Genomic DNA, 23,213 nt, shown 5'->3' on the forward strand with positions numbered 1-23,213 from the left:
ATGATCTAATCTTTACTTCTTTAAATTTAAACGAATCGGCAATGTGTAAGCCACGCGTACCGGTTTACCGTTAACTAATCCCGGTTTCCATTTTTTCGCACCTTTTAGGAGCTCCAATGCCGCCTCTTTGGTTCCATAACCAAGATCTTTTTTTACATCAACATGGGATAAACTGCCATCCTTTTCGACAATAAAAGCCACTTCAACAATGCCATTAACCTCCCGTTTAATTGCTGCTTCCGGAAAAACAAAATTATCGCCTACCCAGATCATAAAAGATCGCATTCCCCCAATAGGTGTTGGTTGCACCTCAACTTTATCAAAAGTTACTAAATCGGACTGAAAATCCAATGAAAGATTCCAGCGGTCGCTCTCATCTTCCGTCCTTATCGATTTTACTTCCTTGAGTTGTTTTTCCGTCTCTTCACCAGATTCAGCGCCCGGGAATGAATGAGATGACATCCGGACCTTTCTGCCCAATGTGTCAGTTTCCTCCCAATAGTACGTCGTTTTTCCGCCAACGGTAACGGGTAAGGAAAGCAGCGATCGAACGACTTTCCCATTGACGATTGCAGGTTTCCATTTCCCACTTGCTTTTACAGCATTTTCCACAGCGGATGCCAAGCCATAGCCCAAATCATTCTTAGCCTTTATATGGCTCAACTCACCATTTTTCTCCACGATGGCTGAGATGACAATTACCCCGATCATATTATTTTTGATTGCTTCATCACTCACGTGGATTCTACTGCTCAATCCCATGACATACTTTTTCATTCCTCCAACTGGAATAGCAATGATCTCAGGATCTTTGTAGACCTTACTGTCTTCATTTACCTGTCCATTTTTCAGCTCCTCAGACTGGCTCGGCAATGTCTGCTCATCAGTCACAGTTAAGCCATTAACGCTTTCTTCTACATCCGCTACCATAGCCTTGGCCCTACTCGTATTAAAGACCAACGTAGACCCCGCTACCACCAATAACATGGGCAGCACAATCACATATAACAAGCGTTGTCTTTGTACAGATTTATCTTTAAATAACATCGTGATGCGCTGCTTTAAAAAAGAATGATTGGAAAACTCATGTGAAAAAGCCAATTGATCTGTACGTAATGCATGAGCAACCAGCATTTCTGCATAAGCCACTTTATCGGTCGAGCAAATTTCATCTACAATATACTCGTGTTGAAACCTTATTTCCTTTTGAAAGAAATACACAACAGGATTGAACCAATTGAAAATTTTAAGTAGCTCAATCAACAGTAAATCATAGGAATGTCCCTGCTCAGCATGAACCTGCTCATGCCATGCAATATTCTTCTTGTTTTTAATCGATTTTCCAATCACAACCCGATTAAAAAAAGAAAAACTCAGGTACTCAGGAGAAGAACGCAATACCCGAACAAGTTGCTTGATCCGTATCGCCAAGAAAAAAAAGGCGATTCCCGCTCCTATCCAATAGATCTTGGCAAGAATATCCAACAAAAAAAGAGGTTTTTTTTCGATCGGGCTCCCGATTTCGACATCCATATATGTTCCTAAGTCGACCTGTGGAATATGATTGGAAATCATTTCCGTCTTGGGTAATTCAATAAAAATACCCACAGGAGCTAATAAGGAAAATACAACCATTCCAATCAGATAGATCCGGTTCCATTGAAAAAAAGTAAGTTTTCTAAAAATCAGTTTGTAGAGCACAAAACTGATAATCAATGAAATATTGACAATCAATAAGTAAATCATAATCAAAAAGTTTATAAAAGGGTATTGGTTGTTATTTATTACGTTCGATGATCGATAAGATGTCATCAAGTTCTTTGATGTCCAGCCTATTCTCTTCCAAAAAATAAGAGAGCATACGCTTGGGCGAATTATCAAAATAATTCGTTAATAACTTTCCTGTGATACCTTTCTTATATTCCTGTTTTGAAATCTTTGGTAAATATTGATGACTTTTACCAAAAGATTCATGCCTTACAAAGCCCTTTGTTTCGAGAATACGAACGATGGTCGAGACCGTGTTATAGGCCGGTTTCGGCTCCGGAAGTCGATCAATAATTTCTTTGACAAAGCCACGGCCCATCTCCCAGAGCTCTTGCATAATCTGCTCCTCAGCTTTCGTTAACTCTTTAAAATCCTCCATAACTCCTCAGGAATAAAATAAATACCAAAATAATAAATCAATACACAAGTTATAACTAAAATCATAGTTTTACAACTAATAAATTAGTTTAAAATACAAAATACTGATAATTAAACAATTAATTTACAACAATACGTGATATTGTCATCTTTATTCGTCGAAATTCTTTTTCCTTGAGGCTTTCAATTGAGACTGCTGTTTCTTTCGATCCAGTCTTTTCAGCACACTCGAATACGGAGTTTTGGTTTTTTTACGGGGTTTTGCTGGCACAAGTGCGCCTTCCACTATACGCTTAAAGCGATCGATTGCGATTTCTTTATTACGGATCTGCGACCGATCGATATCGCACTCCAATTGCAGTATTCCTTCTTTATTGATACGGTTTGCCAACGCGTTGAAAATCATTGCTTTTTCTTCAACAGAAGCAGCTGTGGATAGCGCAACATCCCACTGCAACAATACTTTCGATGACACCTTGTTTACATGTTGTCCACCTGCTCCACCCGATCTGGAAAACTTAAACGTAAGTTCTCCTATTACTCCTTCTAAATTCATTTATTTTTAAATGCTTCTTCTATTTTTTCCATCTTTTTTAATAGAAAGCTCAATTTTTCCACTTGATCCCGTTGTACTTCGACAAGTTCTTGTTCTTTGCGGATAATGAGATGATCTATTTTCTCATGCAATTCCCTGATTTCGAGTTCAGCCTTTAAGTTGACCATATAGTCATTTCTTGCACGTTCACGATCCTTATCTTCCTGTCTGTTTTGACTCATCATAATAACTGGAGCTTGCAAAGCAGCTACGCAGGACAAAATCAGGTTCAGTAAAATAAAGGGATAAGGATCAAAGCCTTTATTATTTAACCAAAAGATATTGGCCGCAATCCAGACAATCAAAAATAAGACAAAGGAAATAATAAAGGTCCAGCTTCCGCCAAACTCAGCCACTTTATCGGCAACCCGGTCTCCTACGCTGACTGGCTCCATATTATCTCCATCCAAACTTGCGCTGATCACTTTATTTTCCTTAAAACTGTTGATGACCTGCTGATCCAATTGACTTAACTGTCCAGACTCATCTTTCAGAAATTCGGCGATATAAGTTTCTTTAAATCGTGTCAACTCACTTGCGGCGATATACTTGTCCTTACTAAAACCTGGATATTCCTTTTTTATCAGCTTAAAAATGGGTTGTCGGATTGAAGCCCCCAAAATACGTTGTTCCGAAGGAAATTGCTGTCCTGAAATATCACTTATAAAGTTATCCATATACCGATTTAATATCTATTTAAAGATAGTGCTTTTTAACCAATCAAAAAATTCACAAAACTATGGCAATTGGTTTTTGTTATTTTACGCATAAATAGACGAAATTTGCAACACAAAATTCAGGAATAAGCATCTTCAATTTACCTTATTATCATAAAGTAAAATAAGAGGGCAATTGTCAAGCTAAAGAACTTCGTCGGTGCCACATGAATGAATAGCGTTTGTATGTAATGGACATTGCGAGTCTTGAACAACGACAATCAAAGTACTAACACGAGGTTCCCGGGAGCCTTTTAACAAAAAATAAACAGCGTTTATAACGGGATGCCGTTAAAATATGCGCTCAGACATAATTACGCAGATGAAAATAGGAATTGTTTGTTATCCCACCTTTGGTGGAAGTGGTGTAGTTGCAACCGAACTAGGAAAGGCCTTGGCCGCAAATGGACATGAGATTCATTTTATAACCTATCGACAACCTGCACGTCTGGATTTCTTTTCTGAAAACCTATACTATCATGAGGTAGCTGTTTCGCAGTATCCTCTTTTTGATTTTCTACCCTATGAATCTGCGTTAGCCAGCAAACTGGTTGATGTTGTTCGCTTCGAAAAGTTGGATTTGATCCACGTCCACTATGCCATTCCACATGCATCAGCGGCATTTATGGCCAAACAGATCTTACTCACTACCTACGGCATTAATATTCCTGTCGTGACGACTTTACACGGGACGGATATTACATTGGTTGGCAAAGACAAGAGTTTTAGTCCGGTCGTAACATTCTCCATCAATCAGTCCGATGGCGTAACCGCTGTATCACAGAATCTGAAAGATCAGACGCTTCAATATTTTGATATTACGCGCGATATCAAAGTGATTCCCAACTTTATTGACCTCGACAGATTTAGCAATAAAGATCGGTCACATTTCAAAAAAGCCATTGCCCCCGGCAATGAGCGTATATTGGTCCATACGTCCAACTTTAGAAAAGTCAAAAATACAGAAGATGTCATCCGTATTTTTAAGAAAGTACATGATGTTATCCCTTCCAAATTATTGATGGTAGGTGACGGCCCTGAGCGTCGAAATGCAGAAGAGCTATCCAGAGAACTTGATGTATGCAAGGACGTCCGTTTCTTGGGGAAACAGGATGCAGTGGAAGAAATATTGTCTGTATCAGATCTATTTCTGATGCCTTCAAGTTCGGAAAGTTTCGGTCTTGCGGCCTTAGAAGCCATGGCTTGTCAAGTTCCAGTTATCTCTTCCAATACTGGAGGGTTACCTGAGCTGAATGAAAACGGCGTCACTGGATTTCTCAGTGCTGTTGGTGATGTTGAAGATATGGCAAAGAATGCGATTTATATCTTGGAAGATGGAGAGCGCTTAGAAAAATTTAAGGAAGCGGCATTAAATCATGCGAAAAAATTCCAATTGTCCAATATTATGCCTTTATATGAACAGTATTACGGAGAAGTCATTAATCAAACAATAAAAGCACAATAAATATTATTTTAGGCTTAAGGGATAAAAAAAATATTTTATCTTTGACCTTTGGAAAATTTCCAAAAAAACAATTATGAAATACAAACGTATCTTATTAAAACTTAGCGGTGAATCCTTAATGGGTGACCAAAGCTACGGTATCGATATTAACCGTGTATCACAATACGCTAATGATATCAAAGAACTTCACGATCAAGGTTTAGAAATTGCAATTGTTATCGGTGGCGGTAATATATATCGTGGTCTAAGCGCCGAAAAATCAGGCATGGACCGTGTTCAAGCAGACTATATGGGCATGCTTGCCACAGTCATCAACAGCATGGCACTTCAAGATGCGCTTGAGAAAGTTGGGAAAAAGACACGTTTGCTTACTGCGATCAAAATGGAGCAAATCTGCGAACCATTTATTCGCAGAAGAGCTGTACGCCATTTGGAAAAAGGCCGTATTGTTATTTTCGGAGCTGGTACAGGAAACCCTTATTTCACAACGGATACCGCTGCATCTTTGCGTGCAATCGAAATCAATGCGGATGCCGTATTGAAAGGAACCCGTGTGGATGGTATTTACACCGCAGATCCTGAAAAAGATCCTACTGCAACAAAATTTGAAGAAATATCATTCACAGAGGTTTATGAGAAAGGATTAAATGTTATGGATATGACAGCCTTTACCCTTTGTCAAGAAAACAAATTACCGATCATCGTATTTGATATGAACAAACCAGGCAACTTATTGAAACTTGCTAATGGTGAACATGTCGGAACTGTGGTTAAATAATTTAAATCTGTAAAAAACGTAATCTTATATGAACGAACTAATTTCAATTGAATTGGACGATTGTAAAGACAAGATGTCCAAAGCAGTTGCTCACACCGAATCCGAATTAACTAAAATTCGTGCGGGTAAAGCTTCTCCATCGATGTTAGATGGAATTTCAGTAGACTATTATGGTAGCGCCACTCCACTTTCACAAGTGGCCAACATCAATACAACTGATGCACGGACTATTGTTATCCAACCTTGGGAAAAATCGCTCATCAACGCAATTGAAAAAGCTATCACTGACGCTAACCTAGGAATCAACCCACAGAATGACGGTATCGTTATTCGTCTGAATATTCCTCCTTTAACAGAAGAAAGAAGACGTGATTTGGTTAAGAAAGTAAAAGAAGAAACTGAAAGAGGCCGTATTGGTGTACGTAATATCCGTAAAGATGTCAACGAATCCATCAAAAAATTAAAAAATGACGGCGCTTCTGAAGATGAAATCAAAACTGCTGAAGGTGAAGTTCAAAAATTAACAGATGCATTCATTGTAAAAGTTGATAAATTGGCTGAACTGAAAGAAAAAGATATCATGACTGTTTAAGTTTTCCTACTTGAATAGAAAAAAGGTCTGAAAAATATTCAGACCTTTTTTATTGGTGTGAAGAACTCCGCACTCCTCCCCTAAAAAGAACTCTTCCCAACCTACAAGACATTGACCTTCCAAAAATTTTATGGGTTAAGATTCAGCATACACTTCAAAAATATTCCCTGTTGTACCATTGATTTCTGAACAAATAATTGTACATTGTACACTAACAAGTAATCAATTATATGATGAACAATTCTCGTCGTCAATTTTTAAAGCAAGCTGGAATAGGTCTTTCGGCAGCTTATCTGGTGCCCAACTTTATATCTTGTCAAAATAAAGCCGGTGCAATCAGCGACAATCCATTACAGAATATAGGCGTACAGCTGTATTCCATTCGCGATTTAATGGATAAAGATCCGAAAGGATCTTTGGAACAAATTGCCAAAATTGGGTATAAACATGTTGAGCTCTATGGGATAGACGCCACAGCCAAGCAGTTCTGGAAATTGCCTTACAAAGAGTTGAAGAAAATATTGGATGATAACGGTCTAAAAACACATTCAGGCCATTACGATATGTCCAAATACCTCAGTAAAGCGCATACCGACAAAGAAGATCTTGCGGCTTATTTTGATGCAGCAAAAGAACTTGGCCAAGAATATGTAATTGCTCCTGTGACACCGATGTTTGATCTGAATGCATTGAAAAAAGATGATTATCTCTATGCTGCCGAGCAATTGAATAAAGCTGGTGAACAGGCTAAAAAATTGGGTCTAAAAGTTGCCTACCACAACCATTTCTGGGAATTTAGGGATCTGGGCAATAATACGACCGGTGAAGAGGTGATGTTAGCATTCACTGAACCTGATTTGGTCGATTTTGAATTAGACCTTTTCTGGGCAGAAAAAGCGGGTAAAAACCCGATAGCCTTGTTTGAAAAATTCCCCAACCGTTTTAAACTATGGCATGTCAAAGATATGGATAAAACAAAATCCAATCCCATTGAATGGCCCAAAGATGGAAAATTGCCGATTGAGCAAATCTTCAATGACATCAAGTATACCGAAGTGGGGACCGGAAGCATCAACTTCCCTGAAATCGTCAAAGAAAAGAATAAAGCCGGACTTAAATATGCATTTGTCGAGCAAGACAATATCTATATGCCAGATAAGATCGAAAGTCTCAAAAAAAGTTACGATTATGTTCAGGCAAATCTTACAAAATAAAAAAAGGGAGCAATGCTCCCCTTTTTTATTTTGTAAGATTGTCAGCTTAGAATTCGGTATCTTCGACTTCTACTGCGGTCTCGATTACTTTTCTCGCCAACTCTTCTTTAAATTCGATGATATTCTTGCTGATTGTTTCATCATGTGTACCCAGAATCTGAGCTGCCAATATACCTGCATTCTTCGCCGCATTTAAAGCGACAGTTGCTACAGGAATACCATTGGGCATCTGAAGGATAGAAAGTACCGAGTCCCATCCATCAATGGAATTTGATGATTTTACAGGTACGCCTATTACAGGTAAATGTGTAATTGAAGCGACCATTCCGGGCAAATGCGCCGCACCACCCGCTCCAGCAATAATAACTTTCAAACCACGAAATGCTGCATTTTTGGCATAATCAAACATACGTTGTGGTGTACGATGTGCTGAGACGATCGTTACCTCAAATTCCACCCCAAGGGTTTTGAGCACATCTATCGCATCCTGCATAACAGGAAGATCTGATTTGCTTCCCATGATAATGCCTACCTGGGCCTTATTATTGACTGACATAGTATTGTTTAAGCTTTAATTTTTAATATTTCTTGTACTTTTCTTGCATTGAAGATCGCTTTCTCCCGGTCATCATTGATAATACAAACATGGCCCATCTTACGGAATGGCTTCGTATATTTCTTTCCATATAAATGGATATATACGCCTTCCATTGCCAACACCTCTTCTACACCCTCGTATTTGGCCAATCCTTCATAGCCAGGTTCACCTAACAGGTTAATCATAACGGCGTTCGTTCTGCATCTGGTATCACCTAACGGTAGATTGAAGATAGCTCTTAAATGCTGTGCAAATTGCGACACATAATTACCCTCTATGGTCTGGTGACCACTATTATGCGGACGCGGAGCCAATTCATTGACCAGAATATCACCATTTTTCGTTAGGAACATCTCTACAGCCAATATACCCACGATCTGTAGATCATCGGCAATCTTTTTTGCTATAGCCTCTGCGCGTTGTTGGATCTCTACACCATACAAAGACGGCGCAATCAAAAATTCCACCAAGTTAGCCTGAGGATTAAATTCCATCTCTACCATTGGAAATGTAGACACCTCACCTTTATCATTCCGGGCAACAATGACCGCAATTTCTTTTTCAAAATCTACCCATTCTTCAATTAAGCTGGGTTCTTCGAAAGCATCTTGTATATCTTGTTGGTTAACAATCTTCTTTACCCCTTTCCCATCGTATCCATCCTTACGCAATTTCTGGATATAGGGTAAGTTTAACGAGGCATTCACTAAATTATCTTTATTGGATATCAATTGAAATGCCGAAGTGGGGATATCATTTTGTTTAAAAAATTGCTTTTGCAGACCTTTATCTTGAATCAGACGAATGATACGTGATTGTGGGTACACGATAACGCCCTCGCCTTCCAGTTTCTCTAAAGCATCTACATTCACCTTCTCAATCTCGATCGTGATCATGTCCAAATCCTTACCGAAATTATAGACCGTTTCAAAATCGCCCAATGAACCACATTCAAATTTATTGCACAACTTGCGACAAGGAGCATTCTTATCCGGGTCCAATACATGAACATTTACATTGTAATTAATGGCTTCCTGGATGAGCATTCTTCCCAGTTGACCACCGCCAAGAATACCCAATTGCAATTCACCATAAAAATCTTTTGCCATAATTGATTTAAAATCTTATAAAATTTATCTTTTAAGCTTTTCCGCTGAACAATTGCTCACCCAACAAGCTTTCTTTGTCTATCTTTTTTTGCAACTCAATAAAAGCACCAATTAATGCCTCGGGACGTGGCGGACAGCCCTGGACATAAACATCCACAGGGATCACTCGATCTACCCCTTTGACCACATGATAACCATGCTGCCAATATGGACCGCCACAGTTGGAGCAAGAGCCCATCGAGATAACATATTTAGGATCGGGCATCTGTTCATATAGTTTCTTGATACGATCGGCCATCTTAAAAGTAACCGTTCCAGCAATAATGATCACGTCGGATTGCCGTGGAGAAGGCCTTGGGAATACGCCCATCCGGTCTAAATCATACGTTGAAGCCATTGCCCCCATCATTTCAATGGCACAGCAAGCAATACCAAAGCTCATGGGCCACATTGAAGACAACCTTGCCCAATTCAGCAAATCATCTAATTTGGCAACAATAACACCATTATTCTGCAATTGACTATCTAAACTCATGCTTACTCAGGTTTTTTAAATCGAGGTTTAAAGGCTGGTTTCGGCGTCGACACCTGTTCATCTGTCGTCGTTTTGTGCGCGACAGTTTCATCTCCAAGACCTGCATAATCACGCACCTGATACGTCCTACTATTCAGGCTTGCATAGGCACTATCCGGGATAGCTACAGGAACTTTAGGTAAGGACACATTCGGTTTAACCCATTCCAAATCGCCCTTTTTCCAAACAAAAACCAATCCTAAAATTAAAATGCCAATGAACATAGCCATTTCAATCATGGTAAACCACCCCCATCTTCCATCTGCCGCAATATATTCGGACTGTCCAAATACAGTGGCCCATGGAAAAATAAAAATAAGTTCTACATCAAAAAGTAAAAATACAAGGGCAATAACATAGAACCGTGGATTAAACTGAACCCAAGAAGAACCAATGGGATCCTCTCCACATTCGTAAGTACCAGATTTGATGGGATTATTCTTTTTCGGAGAGATTAAACGTGCTAGAAAAATGGTCGCACAGACTAACAGCGCCCCTATCAGCAGAATGATAAGGATTTTGCCGTATTCCGATAATTGCGCGGGGTCATCCATAATAATTACAAATTTAACAAATATTTCGTTTACTCGGGTGAGGAACTTGAAATTACGAATTATTTCTTTAAAAACAGTTCGAATTTTAAGGCATTAATGCCCCGTATCCGGTCTGCAAGCAGTCCCCAATTCATCTGGTGCAGCACTTAGCAGCAACCGAAAATTAATCGAAAGAGCAATGCCATGTTCAAAACCTTCATGACTTTGCAGACACCAACAGCAATGAAAGCGGACTGAAGGTTCTTTCTGGCCAATAAGATCAGACATTTTCAGAAAAAAAAGAGGGCATCGTATAAAACGATGCCCTTCTTATGATGTAACTATTCTCCAAAAATTACATTTTTCCTGGCATTTTGGGCATATTACGCATCAATTTAGCCGCCATCGCCGGATTAGACATCTGCTTCATGACTTTACGCATATCACCAAATTGTTTCAATAACTTATTCACTTCATTAATATCAGTACCTGATCCCTTCGCAATACGTAAACGACGTTTTTGATCAATGACATCTGGGTTTTCGCGTTCAAAAGGTGTCATGGAATCGATAATCGCTTCAATGGGTTTGAAAGCATTGTCATCGACTTCAATATCTTTCATTGCTTTCCCAACGCCAGGGATCATTCCCATGAGGTCTTTCATATTACCCATTTTCTTGATTTGTTGAATCTGGGATTTAAAATCGTTGAAATCGAATTTATTCTTACGGATTTTCTTTTGGAGCTCTGCGGCTTGCTTCTCGTCAAACTGTTGCTGTGCACGTTCCACTAAGGATACCACGTCACCCATACCCAAAATACGAGAGGCCATACGATCAGGGTGGAATACATCCAATGCATCCATCTTTTCACCTGTACCAATAAACTTGATAGGCTTATTAACGACAGATTTAATCGATAAAGCTGCACCACCGCGTGTATCACCATCCAACTTAGTCAATACTACACCTGTAAAGTCCAGACGGTCGTTGAACGTCTTAGCTGTATTCACGGCATCTTGACCAGTCATTGAATCCACAACAAATAGGATTTCGTCTGGCTTTGCCGCCTCTTTAACTGCTGTAATCTCAACCATTAAAGGCTCATCGATGGCCAAACGACCGGCTGTATCGATGATTACGACATTATTTCCATTGCGTTTTGCTTCTTCCACACCGGCTTTGGCAATCGCAATAGGATCGTTAGATTCACGATTCACATACACTGGTACGCCCACTTGTTCGGCAAGCACTTCCAATTGATCGATCGCTGCAGGGCGATAAACGTCACCAGCCACCAACAATGGTTTTTTATTCTTTTTATCTTTAAGGTACAAGGCCAACTTACCGGAGAAAGTTGTTTTACCAGCACCATTCAAACCCGCAATTAGAATGACTGTTGGATTTTTTCCAGTCTCAAGCTCCGTAACAGATCCGCCCATCAAAGCTGTCAACTCATCGTTCATGATCTTCGTCAACAATTGGCCCGGGGAAATACTTGTCAGTACATTTTCGCCTAAAGCTTTTTGTTTAACATCGTCGGTAAAAGTTTTGGCAGTTTTATAATTCACATCGGCATCCAACAACGCTTTGCGAATTTCTTTCATCGTTTCTGCAACGTTGATCTCGGTAATACTCCCCTGTCCTTTTAATACTTTAAAGGCCCTATCTAACTTATCTTGAAGATTTGAAAACATAAAATCTGAATCTTATTCTATATAAACAGCAAAGTTAAAAAAATTGTCTATAGTAACCTCATTAACACCCCATAAAAAATGCGACTATGAAAAATAATCACATTTTTGTAGGATAAAGTTACAATATCCGTATTTAATCACTTCTACGGCCACCGAATAAAATCGATGCATAATATAAAAGTGTTACCAACGCACTTAACGCCGCTACGACATAAGTCATCGCTGCCCATTTCAAAGCATCTTTCGCACCGTCATGTTCTTCGCCATTATAGGTTACACCAGCATGGTTTAACCATTCCAGTGCGCGGTTCGACGCATCAAACTCTACGGGCAAGGTGATAAAAGAGAACAGGGTCGTAATAGCCAAAGCCCCCACTCCAACAGCTAAAAGCCATGGGTTACCCCCTTTGGAAAAAGCAAATAGCATAACACCCAGCATCAATACCCATGATGTCATTTTAGAGGCCACATTTACCATCGGAACCATTGCCGAACGGAATCCCAACCATTTATAGGCTTTGGCGTGCTGTACAGCATGGCCACATTCGTGCGCCGCTACTGCTGCAGCTGCAACACTGCGGCCACTGTAAACTTCAGGACTTAAATTTACGGTTTTATCTGACGGATTATAGTGATCTCCCAAGCGATCTGGAATAGACACTACCTTTACATCATATATACCGTTATCATTCAACATTTTTTGCGCAATCTCAGCTCCAGACATCCCATTGCTCAAAGGCATTTCGGCGTATTTCTTAAATTTGTTTTTGAATCTTGTTTGGACAATCAGGCTTACCACCATTATTCCAATAAATAAAATCAAGTACATAGCTATTCAATCGTTTTATTTTATTATATGACTATCAAACCTTATTCCAAACGTCGAAAAAAGGCATATGCATGAATTTCTAAGATAAAAAAAGTCTTTGACCTGACAAAAAGAACAGGTTCATCTGATCTCCACATGACATAATTGCCAGATCATTTGGGCAGACTCCATTTTCAGCTTCGTACAGTGAAACACCTGCGCTATTTAACAAGAATCCAAGATGTAGTCTCATCGGTGAGTATTGGAGATGCGTTTTATTTCAAGTTCGATCAGGGAGCTTATTATTGAAGCAAATGGCTTTTGAAAACACGATGCTCAACGGATTGTAGCCTTGCTATACTATTAAGACAAAGATGAGAAACTAAGACAAAAGACGAGAAACTACAAAAGCGTCGAGACTTCCTATGGCTCCAATTAGGAATGCAAATAAAAAGGGGCATTAAAAAATGCCCCCTTTATTATAAATAGCCCATTTGCAGGGTAAGATCAGTACCTTCAATCATTTTACGTAAATTGCTCAATGCGTAGCGCATCCTCCCTAAAGCAGTATTGATACTTACTTCGGTTATCTCCGCAATATCTTTAAAACTCATATCACAAAAGTGACGCATAATAAGCACTTCTTTTTGATCGTCCGGAAGCTTTTGAATCATTTTTTTAAGGTCTACATCAACCTGCTGTTTGAGCATTTTTGACTCTGCGCTTTCATCACTAAATTCGAGCACCTCAAAAATATCAAACCCGTCGGCATTCACAATATTCGGAGCACGTTTTGCTTTTCTAAAAAAGTCAACAATCATATTGTGCGCTATACGTATAGCCCAAGGTAAAAATTTACCTTCTTCATTATATTTACCGGATTTTAAGGTGTTGATGATTTTTATGAAAGTCTCCTGGAAAATATCTTCAGCAAGATATTCATCTTTAACTTTCATATATATGGAAGTATATATTTTCGATTTATATCGATTCAACAATGCCTCTAGACCGGACTCTTGGCCGCCGACATACATTTGGATCAACTCTTGATCGCTTTTACTTTTTAAAAGTCTCATACGTCACTTACTTTTTTAGCAGTTCGCAAATAAATTATCAGTTCTGTGTTAAAATGTAAATGTTTGCCGTATAAACTATCCTTTCTTATTGTAAAACAATCAATTAATCTAAAACCAAATTACCGTAAAATAAATGAGTAATCAAATTATTACAATTTATTTTAAGATTTTTTAACATTTAAAAATAAGTTATCTACCTCATAATTCCAAAATAAAGGTTCTTCGACCACAGTACGCCCCTTCAGACAAGATGGAATAACAACCTCGAACAGCTCCAAAATAACAAGTTTTAAAGTTACTACTTCATACGGACTTTATAGGGAGCTAATAGGGACCTTATAGGGACCTCATTCGGATGAATACCTATAAAATCCGTTTAAAGTCCGTATAAGATTGTTGTTAAGTTCGTCTAAAAAGTTAAGTTGATACGAGACTGTAACGGAACTATTCTTTCTAAAATAGCAGTAGAAAAAAAGACGGGATAAAAAAAGCGGAACCACCGCATCGGTAATTCCGCTTTTTCTATTCCTATGGAAAAAGTCTTATTTATACAATGGGAACTCAGCCATCATTGCTTTTACTTTACCATGGATCAAATCCAGTTGCGCATCATTAGATGCATTTTTCAATGCCTCATCGATCAATTCACCGATTTGAATAATTTCATTCTCTTTAATACCACGTGTAGTGATTGCAGCAGTACCAAAACGTACACCTGAAGTCACAAAAGGAGAACGTGTATCGAAAGGAACCATATTTTTATTTGTTGTGATACCCGCTTTACCCAATACAGCTTCGGCTTCTTTACCAGAAATATCTTTATTGCGTAGATCCACCAACATCAAGTGATTGTCTGTACCACCAGAGATGATCTTATAATCTCTTTCTACAAAGAATTGCGCCAATGCAGCTGCATTTTTCTTTACCTGAACGATATATTCCATATACTCATCGGATAAAGCCTCACCATAAGCGATTGCTTTAGCAGCGATTGTATGTTCTAAAGGACCACCTTGTGTACCTGGGAATACAGCTAAATCCAATAATTGTGTGATTGTACGGATTTCACCTTTAGGTGTTTTGATACCCCATGGATTTTCAAAATCTTTACCGACCATGATCATACCACCACGAGGGCCACGAAGCGTTTTGTGCGTCGTTGTTGTAACAATATGGCAATGTGGAAGTGGATCATTCAATAAACCACGCGCGATTAAACCTGCAGGGTGAGAAATATCTGCCATCACGATAGCACCAATTTCGTCTGCAACTTTACGGATGCGTGCGTAATCCCAATCACGAGAATAAGCAGAAGCACCACAGATAATCATCTTTGGTTTTTCACGAAGCGCTGTTTCTTCCAATTGCTCATAGTCAATTAAACCAGTGTCTTCTTTTACACCATAAAATAATGGTTGATAGATCTTACCCGATAAGTTCGCTGGCGAACCGTGTGTCAAGTGACCACCGTGAGATAAATCAAGACCTAAAATTTTGTCACCAGGTTTGATTGTCGCCAAAAAAACAGCCGCATTTGCTTGAGCACCAGAGTGAGGCTGAACATTTACCCATTCTGCGCCAAATAATTGTTTTGCACGATCAATTGCGATGGTTTCAATCTCATCCACAACTTCACAACCTCCATAGTAACGTTTTCCTGGGAGGCCTTCTGCATATTTATTTGTCAACACTGAACCAGCAGCTTCCATCACTTGTTTTGAAACAAAGTTTTCTGAAGCAATTAATTCAATACCTTCTTCTTGGCGTTTAAGCTCATCAGCTATTAAATTAAAAATGGCTTGATCTCTTTCCATTGTTTTTAAATGTTGTAAAGTAAATTTTGTAGTTTATTTTAATGCCTCAAAGATAGCATATTCCATAAAGAATATCGACAAAAAGTCCTATTTTATTAAATGTTCTTAGAAAAACAGCCTTATTTATGCGAATTACCTAATTAGGTCAAGATCATTTTATGGTGCTATCGGATCGAATAAGCGTACGAAGAATTGAATGTTTCGAAAATGTCAAAAAATCCCGGTCAAGCAATTTGCCATTAAAAAAATGTATTTTTGTATTGGATTGGCTAAAACACTATTACAATGAGTACAGAACATACAGCAGTTGCTCCTGTTTCTTTAACAGAAGGGGCAATCAAGGAACTAAATAAATTAAAGGATCAACAAGAAATCTCTGATGATTTTGGTTTACGTGTCGGTGTTGAAGGCGGCGGTTGTTCCGGTATGAGTTATATCTTGGGCTTTGACCAGAAAAAGGAGGGCGATAACGAATACGAAATTCAAGGAATTCGCATCTTTATGAACAAAGCACATGGCCTATATCTTGCCGGTATGGAAATCGACTTCAAATCGGGACTCGATGCAAGGGGCTTCACATTCAATAATCCCAATGCAACAAGTACCTGCGGATGTGGAAGCAGTTTTTCAGCATAACTGAATTTCAGTACAAATGAAATAAGAAAGGGACTGCCATAGGTAGTCCCTTTGTCGTAGTAGACACCACACTCATTTTTTGTCGGTTGATCGAGGAGAGATTTCAAAAAGTTCGACCTCGATTTAATGAGATTAGTACAACAAAGCCCTCTTTCATTTTCCATCATAAATCACTAAATTAGCGACCTTTATAAAAGAAGCATACAACAGTCTGATGTACAAAGAATATAAGCAGTTAAATTTACCCGAGATAGGTAAAGAGATTTTGACCCGTTGGGAACAGGAAAAAATATTCGAAAAAAGTATCAATAATCGTCCTGAAAGCAAGACCTATACATTTTTTGAAGGTCCGCCTTCTGCAAATGGCATGCCCGGGATTCACCACGTGATGGCACGTACGATTAAGGATATTTTCTGTCGTTACAAGACTTTGAAAGGTTACCAAGTGAAAAGAAAAGGCGGCTGGGATACCCATGGCCTGCCCATTGAACTTGCTGTCGAAAAAGCTCTTGGAATCACAAAAGAGGATATCGGCAAAAAGATTACCGTAGAACAATATAATGACGCTTGTCGCAAGGAGGTAATGAAATATACCGATGTATGGAATGACCTAACCACCAAAATGGGGTATTGGGTTGACCTTGAACATCCTTATATTACTTACAAGAATGAATACATCGAAACCTTATGGTATTTATTGAAAGAACTTTACAAAAAAGGTCTTTTGTACAAGGGTTATACGATACAGCCTTACTCTCCGGCAGCAGGTACGGGATTGAGTTCACATGAACTAAACCAGCCCGGCACCTATAAAGATGTGAAAGATACCACCATCGTTGCAGAATTTAGACTGATCAAAAGTCAGCTTCATCCAGCTATAGAAAAATTAGTTGACGACGATGCGGAGGATGTTGCATTCATTGCCTGGACCACCACACCATGGACTTTACCATCCAACACAGCTCTGGTTGTAGGCAAGAAAATAAATTATGTGAAGATCCGAACGTTCAATAAATATACCGGTGCGCCTGTATCCGTCGTATTAGCGAAAGATCTGATTAGCAAACATTTTAAAGCAGAAGGCGAAAATGCATCCTTCCAAGACTATAAATTGGGCGACAAAGTAATTCCTTGGGAGCTTGCAGCAGAATTTGTGGGCGAAGAGCTTGTTGGCTTGCGTTATGAGCAATTGTTGCCTTATATCACCAGCGAGGATTTACAAGAAAATGCTTTCCGCGTTATTCCAGGCGACTTTGTTACGACTGAAGACGGTACCGGTATCGTTCACGCTGCTCCTACTTATGGTGCGGATGACTTTCGTGTCGCAAAAGAACATGGTGTACCGGGCATCTTGGTAAAAGATGAAAACGGAAAAGAGGTTCCTACTGTGGACCGTACGGGACGTTTTGTAAGTGAAATCACCGATTTTGCCGGAAGATTTGTCAAAGAGGAATATTACAGTGCAGAGGAACGTTCAAAAGAAGATTTCAAACCCACAGACGTGTTGATCTCTATCAAACTAAAAGAGGACAACAAAGCTTTTGATGTCAAAAAATATGAGCACACCTATCCGCATTGTTGGCGTACAGACAAACCTGTTCTTTACTATCCGCTAGACAGCTGGTTTATCCGCACCACAGCAGTGAAAGAAGATTTGGTTGCCTTAAATAAAACCATCAACTGGAAACCTGAAGCAACCGGTACCGGCCGCTTTGGAAACTGGTTAGAAAACTTGGTAGACTGGAACCTTTCGCGTTCGCGTTACTGGGGAACTCCACTTCCTATCTGGCGTTCAGAAGACGAAAATGAAGAGGTTTGTATCGGTTCCTTACCTGAATTAAAGTCTTTATTGGAAGCTTCTTTGACCTCTGATGTTTTGTCTAACGATGAAAAAGCGAAGAATAAAGCTTATTTGGATAAATTCGACACCGAGCAACTGGATCTTCACCGTCCATATGTGGACGATATCGTTCTTGTTTCTGATGCCGGACAAAAGTTATTCCGCGAACCTGATCTGATCGACGTCTGGTTTGATTCGGGGGCAATGCCTTATGCGCAATGGGGACTGGATCACGAAAAATTAGCCAAAGGGGAACAATTTCCTTTTAAAGCTGGATTCGATCATGCATACCCGGCAGACTTTATTGCTGAAGGGGTTGATCAAACACGGGGCTGGTTTTTCACCTTACATGCGATTTCTACGATGATGTACAAATCGGTTTCCTTCAAAAACGTCGTTTCCAATGGCCTGGTATTGGATAAAAATGGAAATAAGATGTCCAAACGCCTGGGCAACGGTGTGGATCCATTCTCGACGATCGATCAATACAGTGCCGATGCAACACGCTGGTACATGATCAGCAATGCCGCTCCATGGGACAACCTTAAATTCAATATGGAAGGGTTGGATGAAGTCCGTCGTAAATTCTTTGGTACTTTATATAATACCTACGCTTTTTTTGCATTGTATGCCAATATCGATAAGTTCTCCTATGCAGAATCCGATATTGCGTTGGAGAAACGTCCTGAAATTGATCGTTGGATTATCTCCTTGTTAAATTCGTTGACCAAGGAAGTAGACGAATACTTGGCGGATTACGAGCCTACAAAAGCAGCGCGTGCTATTCAAAACTTTGTTGATGAACATCTCAGCAACTGGTATGTCCGTCTTTGCCGTCGTCGCTTCTGGAAAGGAGATTATACAGAAGACAAAATTTCGGCCTATCAGACACTTTATACATGTCTTGATACGATTGCGAAATTGATGTCGCCAATATCACCTTTCTTCTCGGACAGGTTATTCCTGGATTTGAATGCAGCAACGAATAAGGAACAAGTTGAATCTGTTCACCTGGCGAATTTCCCGGTTTATAATGAAAGTTTAGTCGATAAAGATCTGGAAGAACGTATGGCGCTAGCGCAGGACATCTCGTCTTTGACACTTTCCTTGCGTAAGAAAACCTCCATCAACGTACGTCAACCATTAAACAAAATTTTGGTTCCGGTACTTGATAGTGCCTTCCAGGAAAAGGTAGAAAAAGTAAAAGATCTGATACTTTCGGAGACGAATATCAAAGATATCGAGTTTATTACGGACACCACCGGTATCATTAAGAAAAAAATAAAACCAAATTTTAAAGCTCTTGGCGCGAAAGTTGGTAAGGATATGAAGTTAGTTTCTTCGTCTATCCAATCGTTGACTATAGATCAAATAAGTTCATTGGAATCAACAGGCGAATTGGCCCTAGCAGGCACGCCATATACGATTCTATTGAGCGATGTAGAAATTATAGCAGAAGACGTCGAGGGATGGCAGGTAGCGAACCTAGGTAAATTGACCGTAGCATTAGATGTACATATCACCGAAGAATTGAAAAAAGAAGGTTTGTCAAGAGAATTGATCAACCGCCTACAAAATCTAAGGAAGGATAAAGGATTAGAAGTAACTGATAGAATTAACGTAAAGTTAACAGCTGCTTCAGAAGTGGTCAATGCTGCCAACGAAAATTTATCGTATATTTGCACCGAAATTCTGGCCGATTCATTGGTATTTGAAGATTCACTAACTGAAGGAGAGACCATCGAGATCGATGGCAAAGAACTTAAGGCATTAATCCAAAAAAATTAAATTATGGCAAACAACAACGAGAAAACACGCTATAGCGATTCAGAATTACAAGAATTCAAAGATATTATCTTGGACAAGCTTAGAATAGCAAAAGAAGAGCTTTCCTCGTTGACCGCAACGCTAAATAACAGTAATGCTAATGGTACCGACGATACTGCTGGAACGTACAAGACATTGGAAGACGGTTCAGCTACTTTGGAAAAAGAGCAAACAAATCAATTGGCTGCTCGTCAAAAGAAATTTATCGACAACCTAGAAGCGGCGTTGGTGCGCATCGAGAACAAAACGTATGGTATCTGTAGAGAAACAGGGAAACTGATTCAAAAAGAACGTTTGAAAGCTGTTCCACATACAACGTTGAGCATCGAAGCGAAAAACAAACAATATTAATTTTAGGCATTAAATATATGGTCTTTGTTTAGGCAAAGACCATTTTTATAACACAATGAAGGGTTATACGAAACCGATCGCGCTTATTGTCGCGATACTTTTAATAGACCAATTGTCGAAGATCTGGGTTAAGTTATCCATGACAATCGGACAAAGCCACCATGTATTGGGCAAATTTTTCCAGATTCATTTTATTGAAAATAATGGAATGGCCTATGGGATGGAATTTGGCGGTGATTATGGAAAATTATTTTTGACGGTATTTCGTATTTTAGCCGTAGCGGGTATTGGATACGGCCTGCATTACATGATCAAAAATAAGTACAACCGGGGTTTCATCTTAAATGTTGCCTTAATTCTTGCCGGTGCACTTGGAAATATCATCGATTCTGCTTTTTACGGTGTCATCTTTAGTGAAAGCACCTGGTATGATAAAGCGAGTTTGTTTCCAGCAGGTGGTGGTTATTCTTCCTTCCTACACGGGAAAGTAGTCGATATGCTTTATTTCCCATTGATTCAAGGTAACTTCCCTTCTTGGGTGCCCTTTTGGGGCGGTGAAGAGTTTCTCTTTTTCCGACCTGTATTTAACATTGCAGACTCGGCGATTTCTGTTGGGGTGGTTTTAATCCTGTTATTTCAAAAACGGTATTTCAAAACCGAAAAAGAAGAAAAATCCAGCATACACAGCGAAATCGTTGAAGATTAACGAAATATTCCTTAAAAGCCTTGTTAATCGCAAGGCTTTTATTTTTTCTACATATAACCCAATACAACTTCTAAACTCTACTATTCGCATGAAAAACATTAGTCTACTTCTGACACTTTGCTGCCTACTAGGAATCCAAATAGCACAGGCGCAGCAGATCGAAGTTTCCAACTTAAAGAAACATATTTATTACCTCGCTGACGACAAAATGCAAGGACGAGGAACGGGCAGTAAGGAAGTCTTTAAAGCTGCAGATTATATTGAAAAGGAATTCAAAAAATACAAACTTGAGCCTAAAGGTGAAAAAGGCTACCGCCAATCCTTCAAAGCCAAAGTCTGGAAGGTAAAAGTTGCAGACAGCATTCGCAATGCAGATAATATCATTGGATTTCTTGACAATGGTGCCGACTTAACAGTTGTTATAGGCGCACATTACGATCACCTGGGAACAGGTCGTCAAGGAAGCTCAAAGGATTCTTTAGGAGTAGGCAAAATCCATAACGGAGCCGACGATAATGCCTCTGGTACCGCTGGTTTATTGGAGCTCGCACGTTACTTTAGCAGCAACAAGGAAAAAGAACCTTACAACCTATTATTTATCGCTTTCGGGGCAGAAGAATTGGGATTAGTAGGTTCCAAATATTTTACGGAACACCCTACGCTCCCATTGGAGAAAATCACAGCCATGCTGAATATGGATATGATTGGCCGTTATAATCCCAGCAATGGCCTTGCTGTAATCGGCTATGGAACAAGCAGTCAATGGCCGGCTATATTCAAAGATGTTCAGGCCCCTATAAAATTTAATCTTAGTAAGGATGGTAATGGCGGATCTGACCAAACTTCATTCTACAAAAAGAATATACCGGTGTTATTTTTCCATACTGGTGGACACCCAGACTACCATATGCCGACCGATGATGCCGATAAAATTGATTACAATGCTTTAAAATCCATTTTAGATCTAGAAAAAACAGTGGTTGAAAATATCATGAAACAATCCAGTAAAATGGACTTTATATGGACCAACTAAAACAAAAAAAGCGGATTTGTCTTTAACAGCAAGTGATAATCTAGCTTTTTATATGCTCAAATGCTATAACAGCGATTAGTAAATTAGTTTGTAGACACGAATAAACTAAACAGCGCACTTAAGTCCCTGCAAACGAGTCTTTATAAACGGGTGCTTGGATATCATTTAATTATTATTGATGAAAAAAATACTAGTGACAGGATCCAATGGATTCCTCGGCCAAAAAGTCGTTGATTTACTTGCAAAAAATGACCAATATGATGTTGTTGCCATTTCGAAGGGTCCAAATCGCAACCCGAATCAAGTGAATTATACTTTCTATCAAGTAGACCTATCGGATCGGGAAAAACTGACAGATTTTTTATCTACACAAACTTTTGATGCAATTGTACATACAGCAGCCATGACCAGTGTGGAAGCTTGTGAAGCAGATCAAGCCGCATGTCAATCGCTTAACGTCGATCTTGTGGCCTATCTTGCCTCCTATTGTACTACACATCAGACCCAATTGGTCCACTTATCTACGGACTTTGTATTTGATGGCAAAAAAAATGCCCCTTATAATGAAACAGATCTTCCCAATCCACAAAGTGAATATGGGAAAAGTAAATATGCTTCCGAACAAGTGCTTGCACAATCGGGCTGTCATTATGCTATCCTTCGCACAATATTAGTCTATGGAATCAATGCTGACCCCAATCGTTCGAATCTCGTATTATGGGCCAAAAGTAAGTTGTCACAAAATGAACCTATAAAAGTAGTCAATGACCAATGGAGAATGCCTACCTTTGTGGATGATTTAGCTTATGCTTGCCAACTCGCTATTGACCGAGAAGCACAGGGAATATTTCATATTTCAGGAGCAGAATTAATGTCGATCAATGAGGCAGTCTACAAAATTGCAGACTTCTGGCAACTAGACAAAGGATTGATTTCGGAGATCAGCGCTGCCAGCATTGGACAGGCAGAAAACAGGCCACGGCAGACAGGCTTTGATCTGACTAGATCTAACGCGGAATTGGGTTATGTGCCGACGTCATTTACGGATGCTTTGGCAATCATAGATCATCAATTCAAAACGTTTGGACGATAATGACAAATAATGAT

22 protein-coding genes are annotated in these 23,213 nt (G+C 39.4%); 10 read left to right on the plus strand and 12 right to left on the minus strand.

What is annotated here, in order from left to right; all coding sequences use genetic code 11:
- Positions 1–12: 12 nt before the first annotated feature.
- The 4 genes from B3H30_RS03395 to B3H30_RS03410 all read right to left on the minus strand — a co-directional run bounded on the left by B3H30_RS03395 (position 13) and on the right by B3H30_RS03410 (position 3,417).
- Complete coding sequence (locus B3H30_RS03395; protein WP_286833287.1) at positions 13–1,746, minus strand: energy transducer TonB; 1,734 nt, start codon at positions 1,744–1,746, stop codon at positions 13–15.
- A 31-nt stretch (positions 1,747–1,777) separates the two neighbouring features.
- The gene (locus tag B3H30_RS03400; protein ID WP_115047324.1) at positions 1,778–2,146 is read right to left on the minus strand and encodes a BlaI/MecI/CopY family transcriptional regulator; all 369 of its coding nucleotides are present in this window, start codon (positions 2,144–2,146) and stop codon (positions 1,778–1,780) included.
- A 150-nt stretch (positions 2,147–2,296) separates the two neighbouring features.
- Positions 2,297–2,701 carry an alternative ribosome rescue aminoacyl-tRNA hydrolase ArfB gene (arfB, locus tag B3H30_RS03405; protein WP_070566211.1) on the minus strand — a complete coding sequence of 135 codons (405 nt, stop codon included), beginning with the start codon at positions 2,699–2,701 and terminating at the stop codon, positions 2,297–2,299.
- Positions 2,698–3,417, minus strand: coding sequence for a DUF1003 domain-containing protein (locus B3H30_RS03410; RefSeq protein ID WP_070566208.1), 720 nt, complete (start codon positions 3,415–3,417; stop codon positions 2,698–2,700). The genes arfB and B3H30_RS03410 overlap by 4 nt, the downstream gene beginning before the upstream one ends.
- A 361-nt stretch (positions 3,418–3,778) precedes the next feature.
- Between B3H30_RS03410 and bshA the strand changes: the two genes are divergently transcribed.
- The 4 genes from bshA (at position 3,779) to B3H30_RS03430 (ending at position 7,505) form a co-directional block, all read left to right on the plus strand.
- Positions 3,779–4,921, plus strand: coding sequence for an N-acetyl-alpha-D-glucosaminyl L-malate synthase BshA (bshA, locus tag B3H30_RS03415; RefSeq protein WP_046672291.1), 1,143 nt, complete (start codon positions 3,779–3,781; stop codon positions 4,919–4,921).
- 73 nt (positions 4,922–4,994) lie between these two features.
- Positions 4,995–5,699: a UMP kinase gene (gene pyrH / locus B3H30_RS03420; protein ID WP_046672284.1), complete on the plus strand. Its 705-nt coding sequence runs from the start codon at positions 4,995–4,997 to the stop codon at positions 5,697–5,699.
- Between the two features lie 28 nt (positions 5,700–5,727).
- The gene (frr, locus tag B3H30_RS03425) at positions 5,728–6,291 is read left to right on the plus strand and encodes a ribosome recycling factor (RefSeq protein WP_070566206.1); all 564 of its coding nucleotides are present in this window, start codon (positions 5,728–5,730) and stop codon (positions 6,289–6,291) included.
- 230 nt (positions 6,292–6,521) lie between these two features.
- Positions 6,522–7,505, plus strand: a complete 984-nt coding sequence (locus B3H30_RS03430) for a sugar phosphate isomerase/epimerase family protein (protein ID WP_236586123.1) — start codon at positions 6,522–6,524, stop codon at positions 7,503–7,505.
- A 46-nt stretch (positions 7,506–7,551) separates the two neighbouring features.
- On the opposite strand, the gene purE is transcribed toward B3H30_RS03430, so the two are convergent.
- The 8 genes from purE to glyA form a co-directional block, all read right to left on the minus strand.
- On the minus strand, positions 7,552–8,061 hold the full coding sequence (purE, locus tag B3H30_RS03435; protein WP_046674039.1) for a 5-(carboxyamino)imidazole ribonucleotide mutase: 510 nt from the start codon (positions 8,059–8,061) through the stop codon (positions 7,552–7,554).
- Positions 8,062–8,069: 8 nt separating this feature from the next.
- Positions 8,070–9,212 (minus strand): 5-(carboxyamino)imidazole ribonucleotide synthase, encoded by a 1,143-nt coding sequence (locus tag B3H30_RS03440; protein ID WP_201639724.1) that lies wholly within the window; start codon positions 9,210–9,212, stop codon positions 8,070–8,072.
- A 31-nt stretch (positions 9,213–9,243) separates the two neighbouring features.
- Positions 9,244–9,747 carry an NADH-quinone oxidoreductase subunit B gene (locus B3H30_RS03445; protein WP_046674041.1) on the minus strand — a complete coding sequence of 168 codons (504 nt, stop codon included), beginning with the start codon at positions 9,745–9,747 and terminating at the stop codon, positions 9,244–9,246.
- Positions 9,748–9,749: 2 nt separating this feature from the next.
- On the minus strand, positions 9,750–10,340 hold the full coding sequence (locus B3H30_RS03450; protein ID WP_201639725.1) for an NADH-quinone oxidoreductase subunit A: 591 nt from the start codon (positions 10,338–10,340) through the stop codon (positions 9,750–9,752).
- 334 nt (positions 10,341–10,674) lie between these two features.
- Positions 10,675–12,015 carry a signal recognition particle protein gene (ffh, locus tag B3H30_RS03455; protein ID WP_286833289.1) on the minus strand — a complete coding sequence of 447 codons (1,341 nt, stop codon included), beginning with the start codon at positions 12,013–12,015 and terminating at the stop codon, positions 10,675–10,677.
- A 133-nt stretch (positions 12,016–12,148) separates the two neighbouring features.
- Positions 12,149–12,844, minus strand: coding sequence for a zinc metallopeptidase (locus tag B3H30_RS03460; RefSeq protein WP_070562330.1), 696 nt, complete (start codon positions 12,842–12,844; stop codon positions 12,149–12,151).
- A 458-nt stretch (positions 12,845–13,302) separates the two neighbouring features.
- The gene (locus B3H30_RS03465) at positions 13,303–13,899 is read right to left on the minus strand and encodes an RNA polymerase sigma factor (RefSeq protein ID WP_046674045.1); all 597 of its coding nucleotides are present in this window, start codon (positions 13,897–13,899) and stop codon (positions 13,303–13,305) included.
- A 542-nt stretch (positions 13,900–14,441) separates the two neighbouring features.
- Positions 14,442–15,713, minus strand: a complete 1,272-nt coding sequence (glyA, locus tag B3H30_RS03470; protein WP_046674046.1) for a serine hydroxymethyltransferase — start codon at positions 15,711–15,713, stop codon at positions 14,442–14,444.
- Positions 15,714–15,998: 285 nt separating this feature from the next.
- On the opposite strand from glyA, the gene B3H30_RS03475 reads away from it, so the two are divergent.
- The 6 genes from B3H30_RS03475 (at position 15,999) to B3H30_RS03500 (ending at position 23,199) form a co-directional block, all read left to right on the plus strand.
- Complete coding sequence (locus B3H30_RS03475; protein ID WP_286833292.1) at positions 15,999–16,349, plus strand: HesB/IscA family protein; 351 nt, start codon at positions 15,999–16,001, stop codon at positions 16,347–16,349.
- A 214-nt stretch (positions 16,350–16,563) separates the two neighbouring features.
- Complete coding sequence (gene ileS / locus B3H30_RS03480; protein WP_286833295.1) at positions 16,564–19,977, plus strand: isoleucine--tRNA ligase; 3,414 nt, start codon at positions 16,564–16,566, stop codon at positions 19,975–19,977.
- Between the two features lie 3 nt (positions 19,978–19,980).
- A complete protein-coding gene (locus B3H30_RS03485) occupies positions 19,981–20,367 on the plus strand; it encodes a TraR/DksA family transcriptional regulator (RefSeq protein WP_046674049.1) in 387 nt (128 codons plus the stop codon).
- 55 nt (positions 20,368–20,422) lie between these two features.
- The gene (locus B3H30_RS03490) at positions 20,423–21,073 is read left to right on the plus strand and encodes a lipoprotein signal peptidase (protein WP_070562322.1); all 651 of its coding nucleotides are present in this window, start codon (positions 20,423–20,425) and stop codon (positions 21,071–21,073) included.
- Between the two features lie 88 nt (positions 21,074–21,161).
- Positions 21,162–22,106 carry a M20/M25/M40 family metallo-hydrolase gene (locus tag B3H30_RS03495; RefSeq protein WP_201639729.1) on the plus strand — a complete coding sequence of 315 codons (945 nt, stop codon included), beginning with the start codon at positions 21,162–21,164 and terminating at the stop codon, positions 22,104–22,106.
- 178 nt (positions 22,107–22,284) lie between these two features.
- Entirely contained in the window at positions 22,285–23,199 is a 915-nt protein-coding gene (locus B3H30_RS03500; RefSeq protein ID WP_286833298.1) for an SDR family oxidoreductase, read from the plus strand.
- Positions 23,200–23,213 lie beyond the last annotated feature (14 nt).

It is taken from the genome of Sphingobacterium sp. UBA7038 (genome assembly GCF_002494055.1).
GTDB classification, from domain to species: Bacteria; Bacteroidota; Bacteroidia; order Sphingobacteriales; family Sphingobacteriaceae; genus Sphingobacterium; species Sphingobacterium multivorum.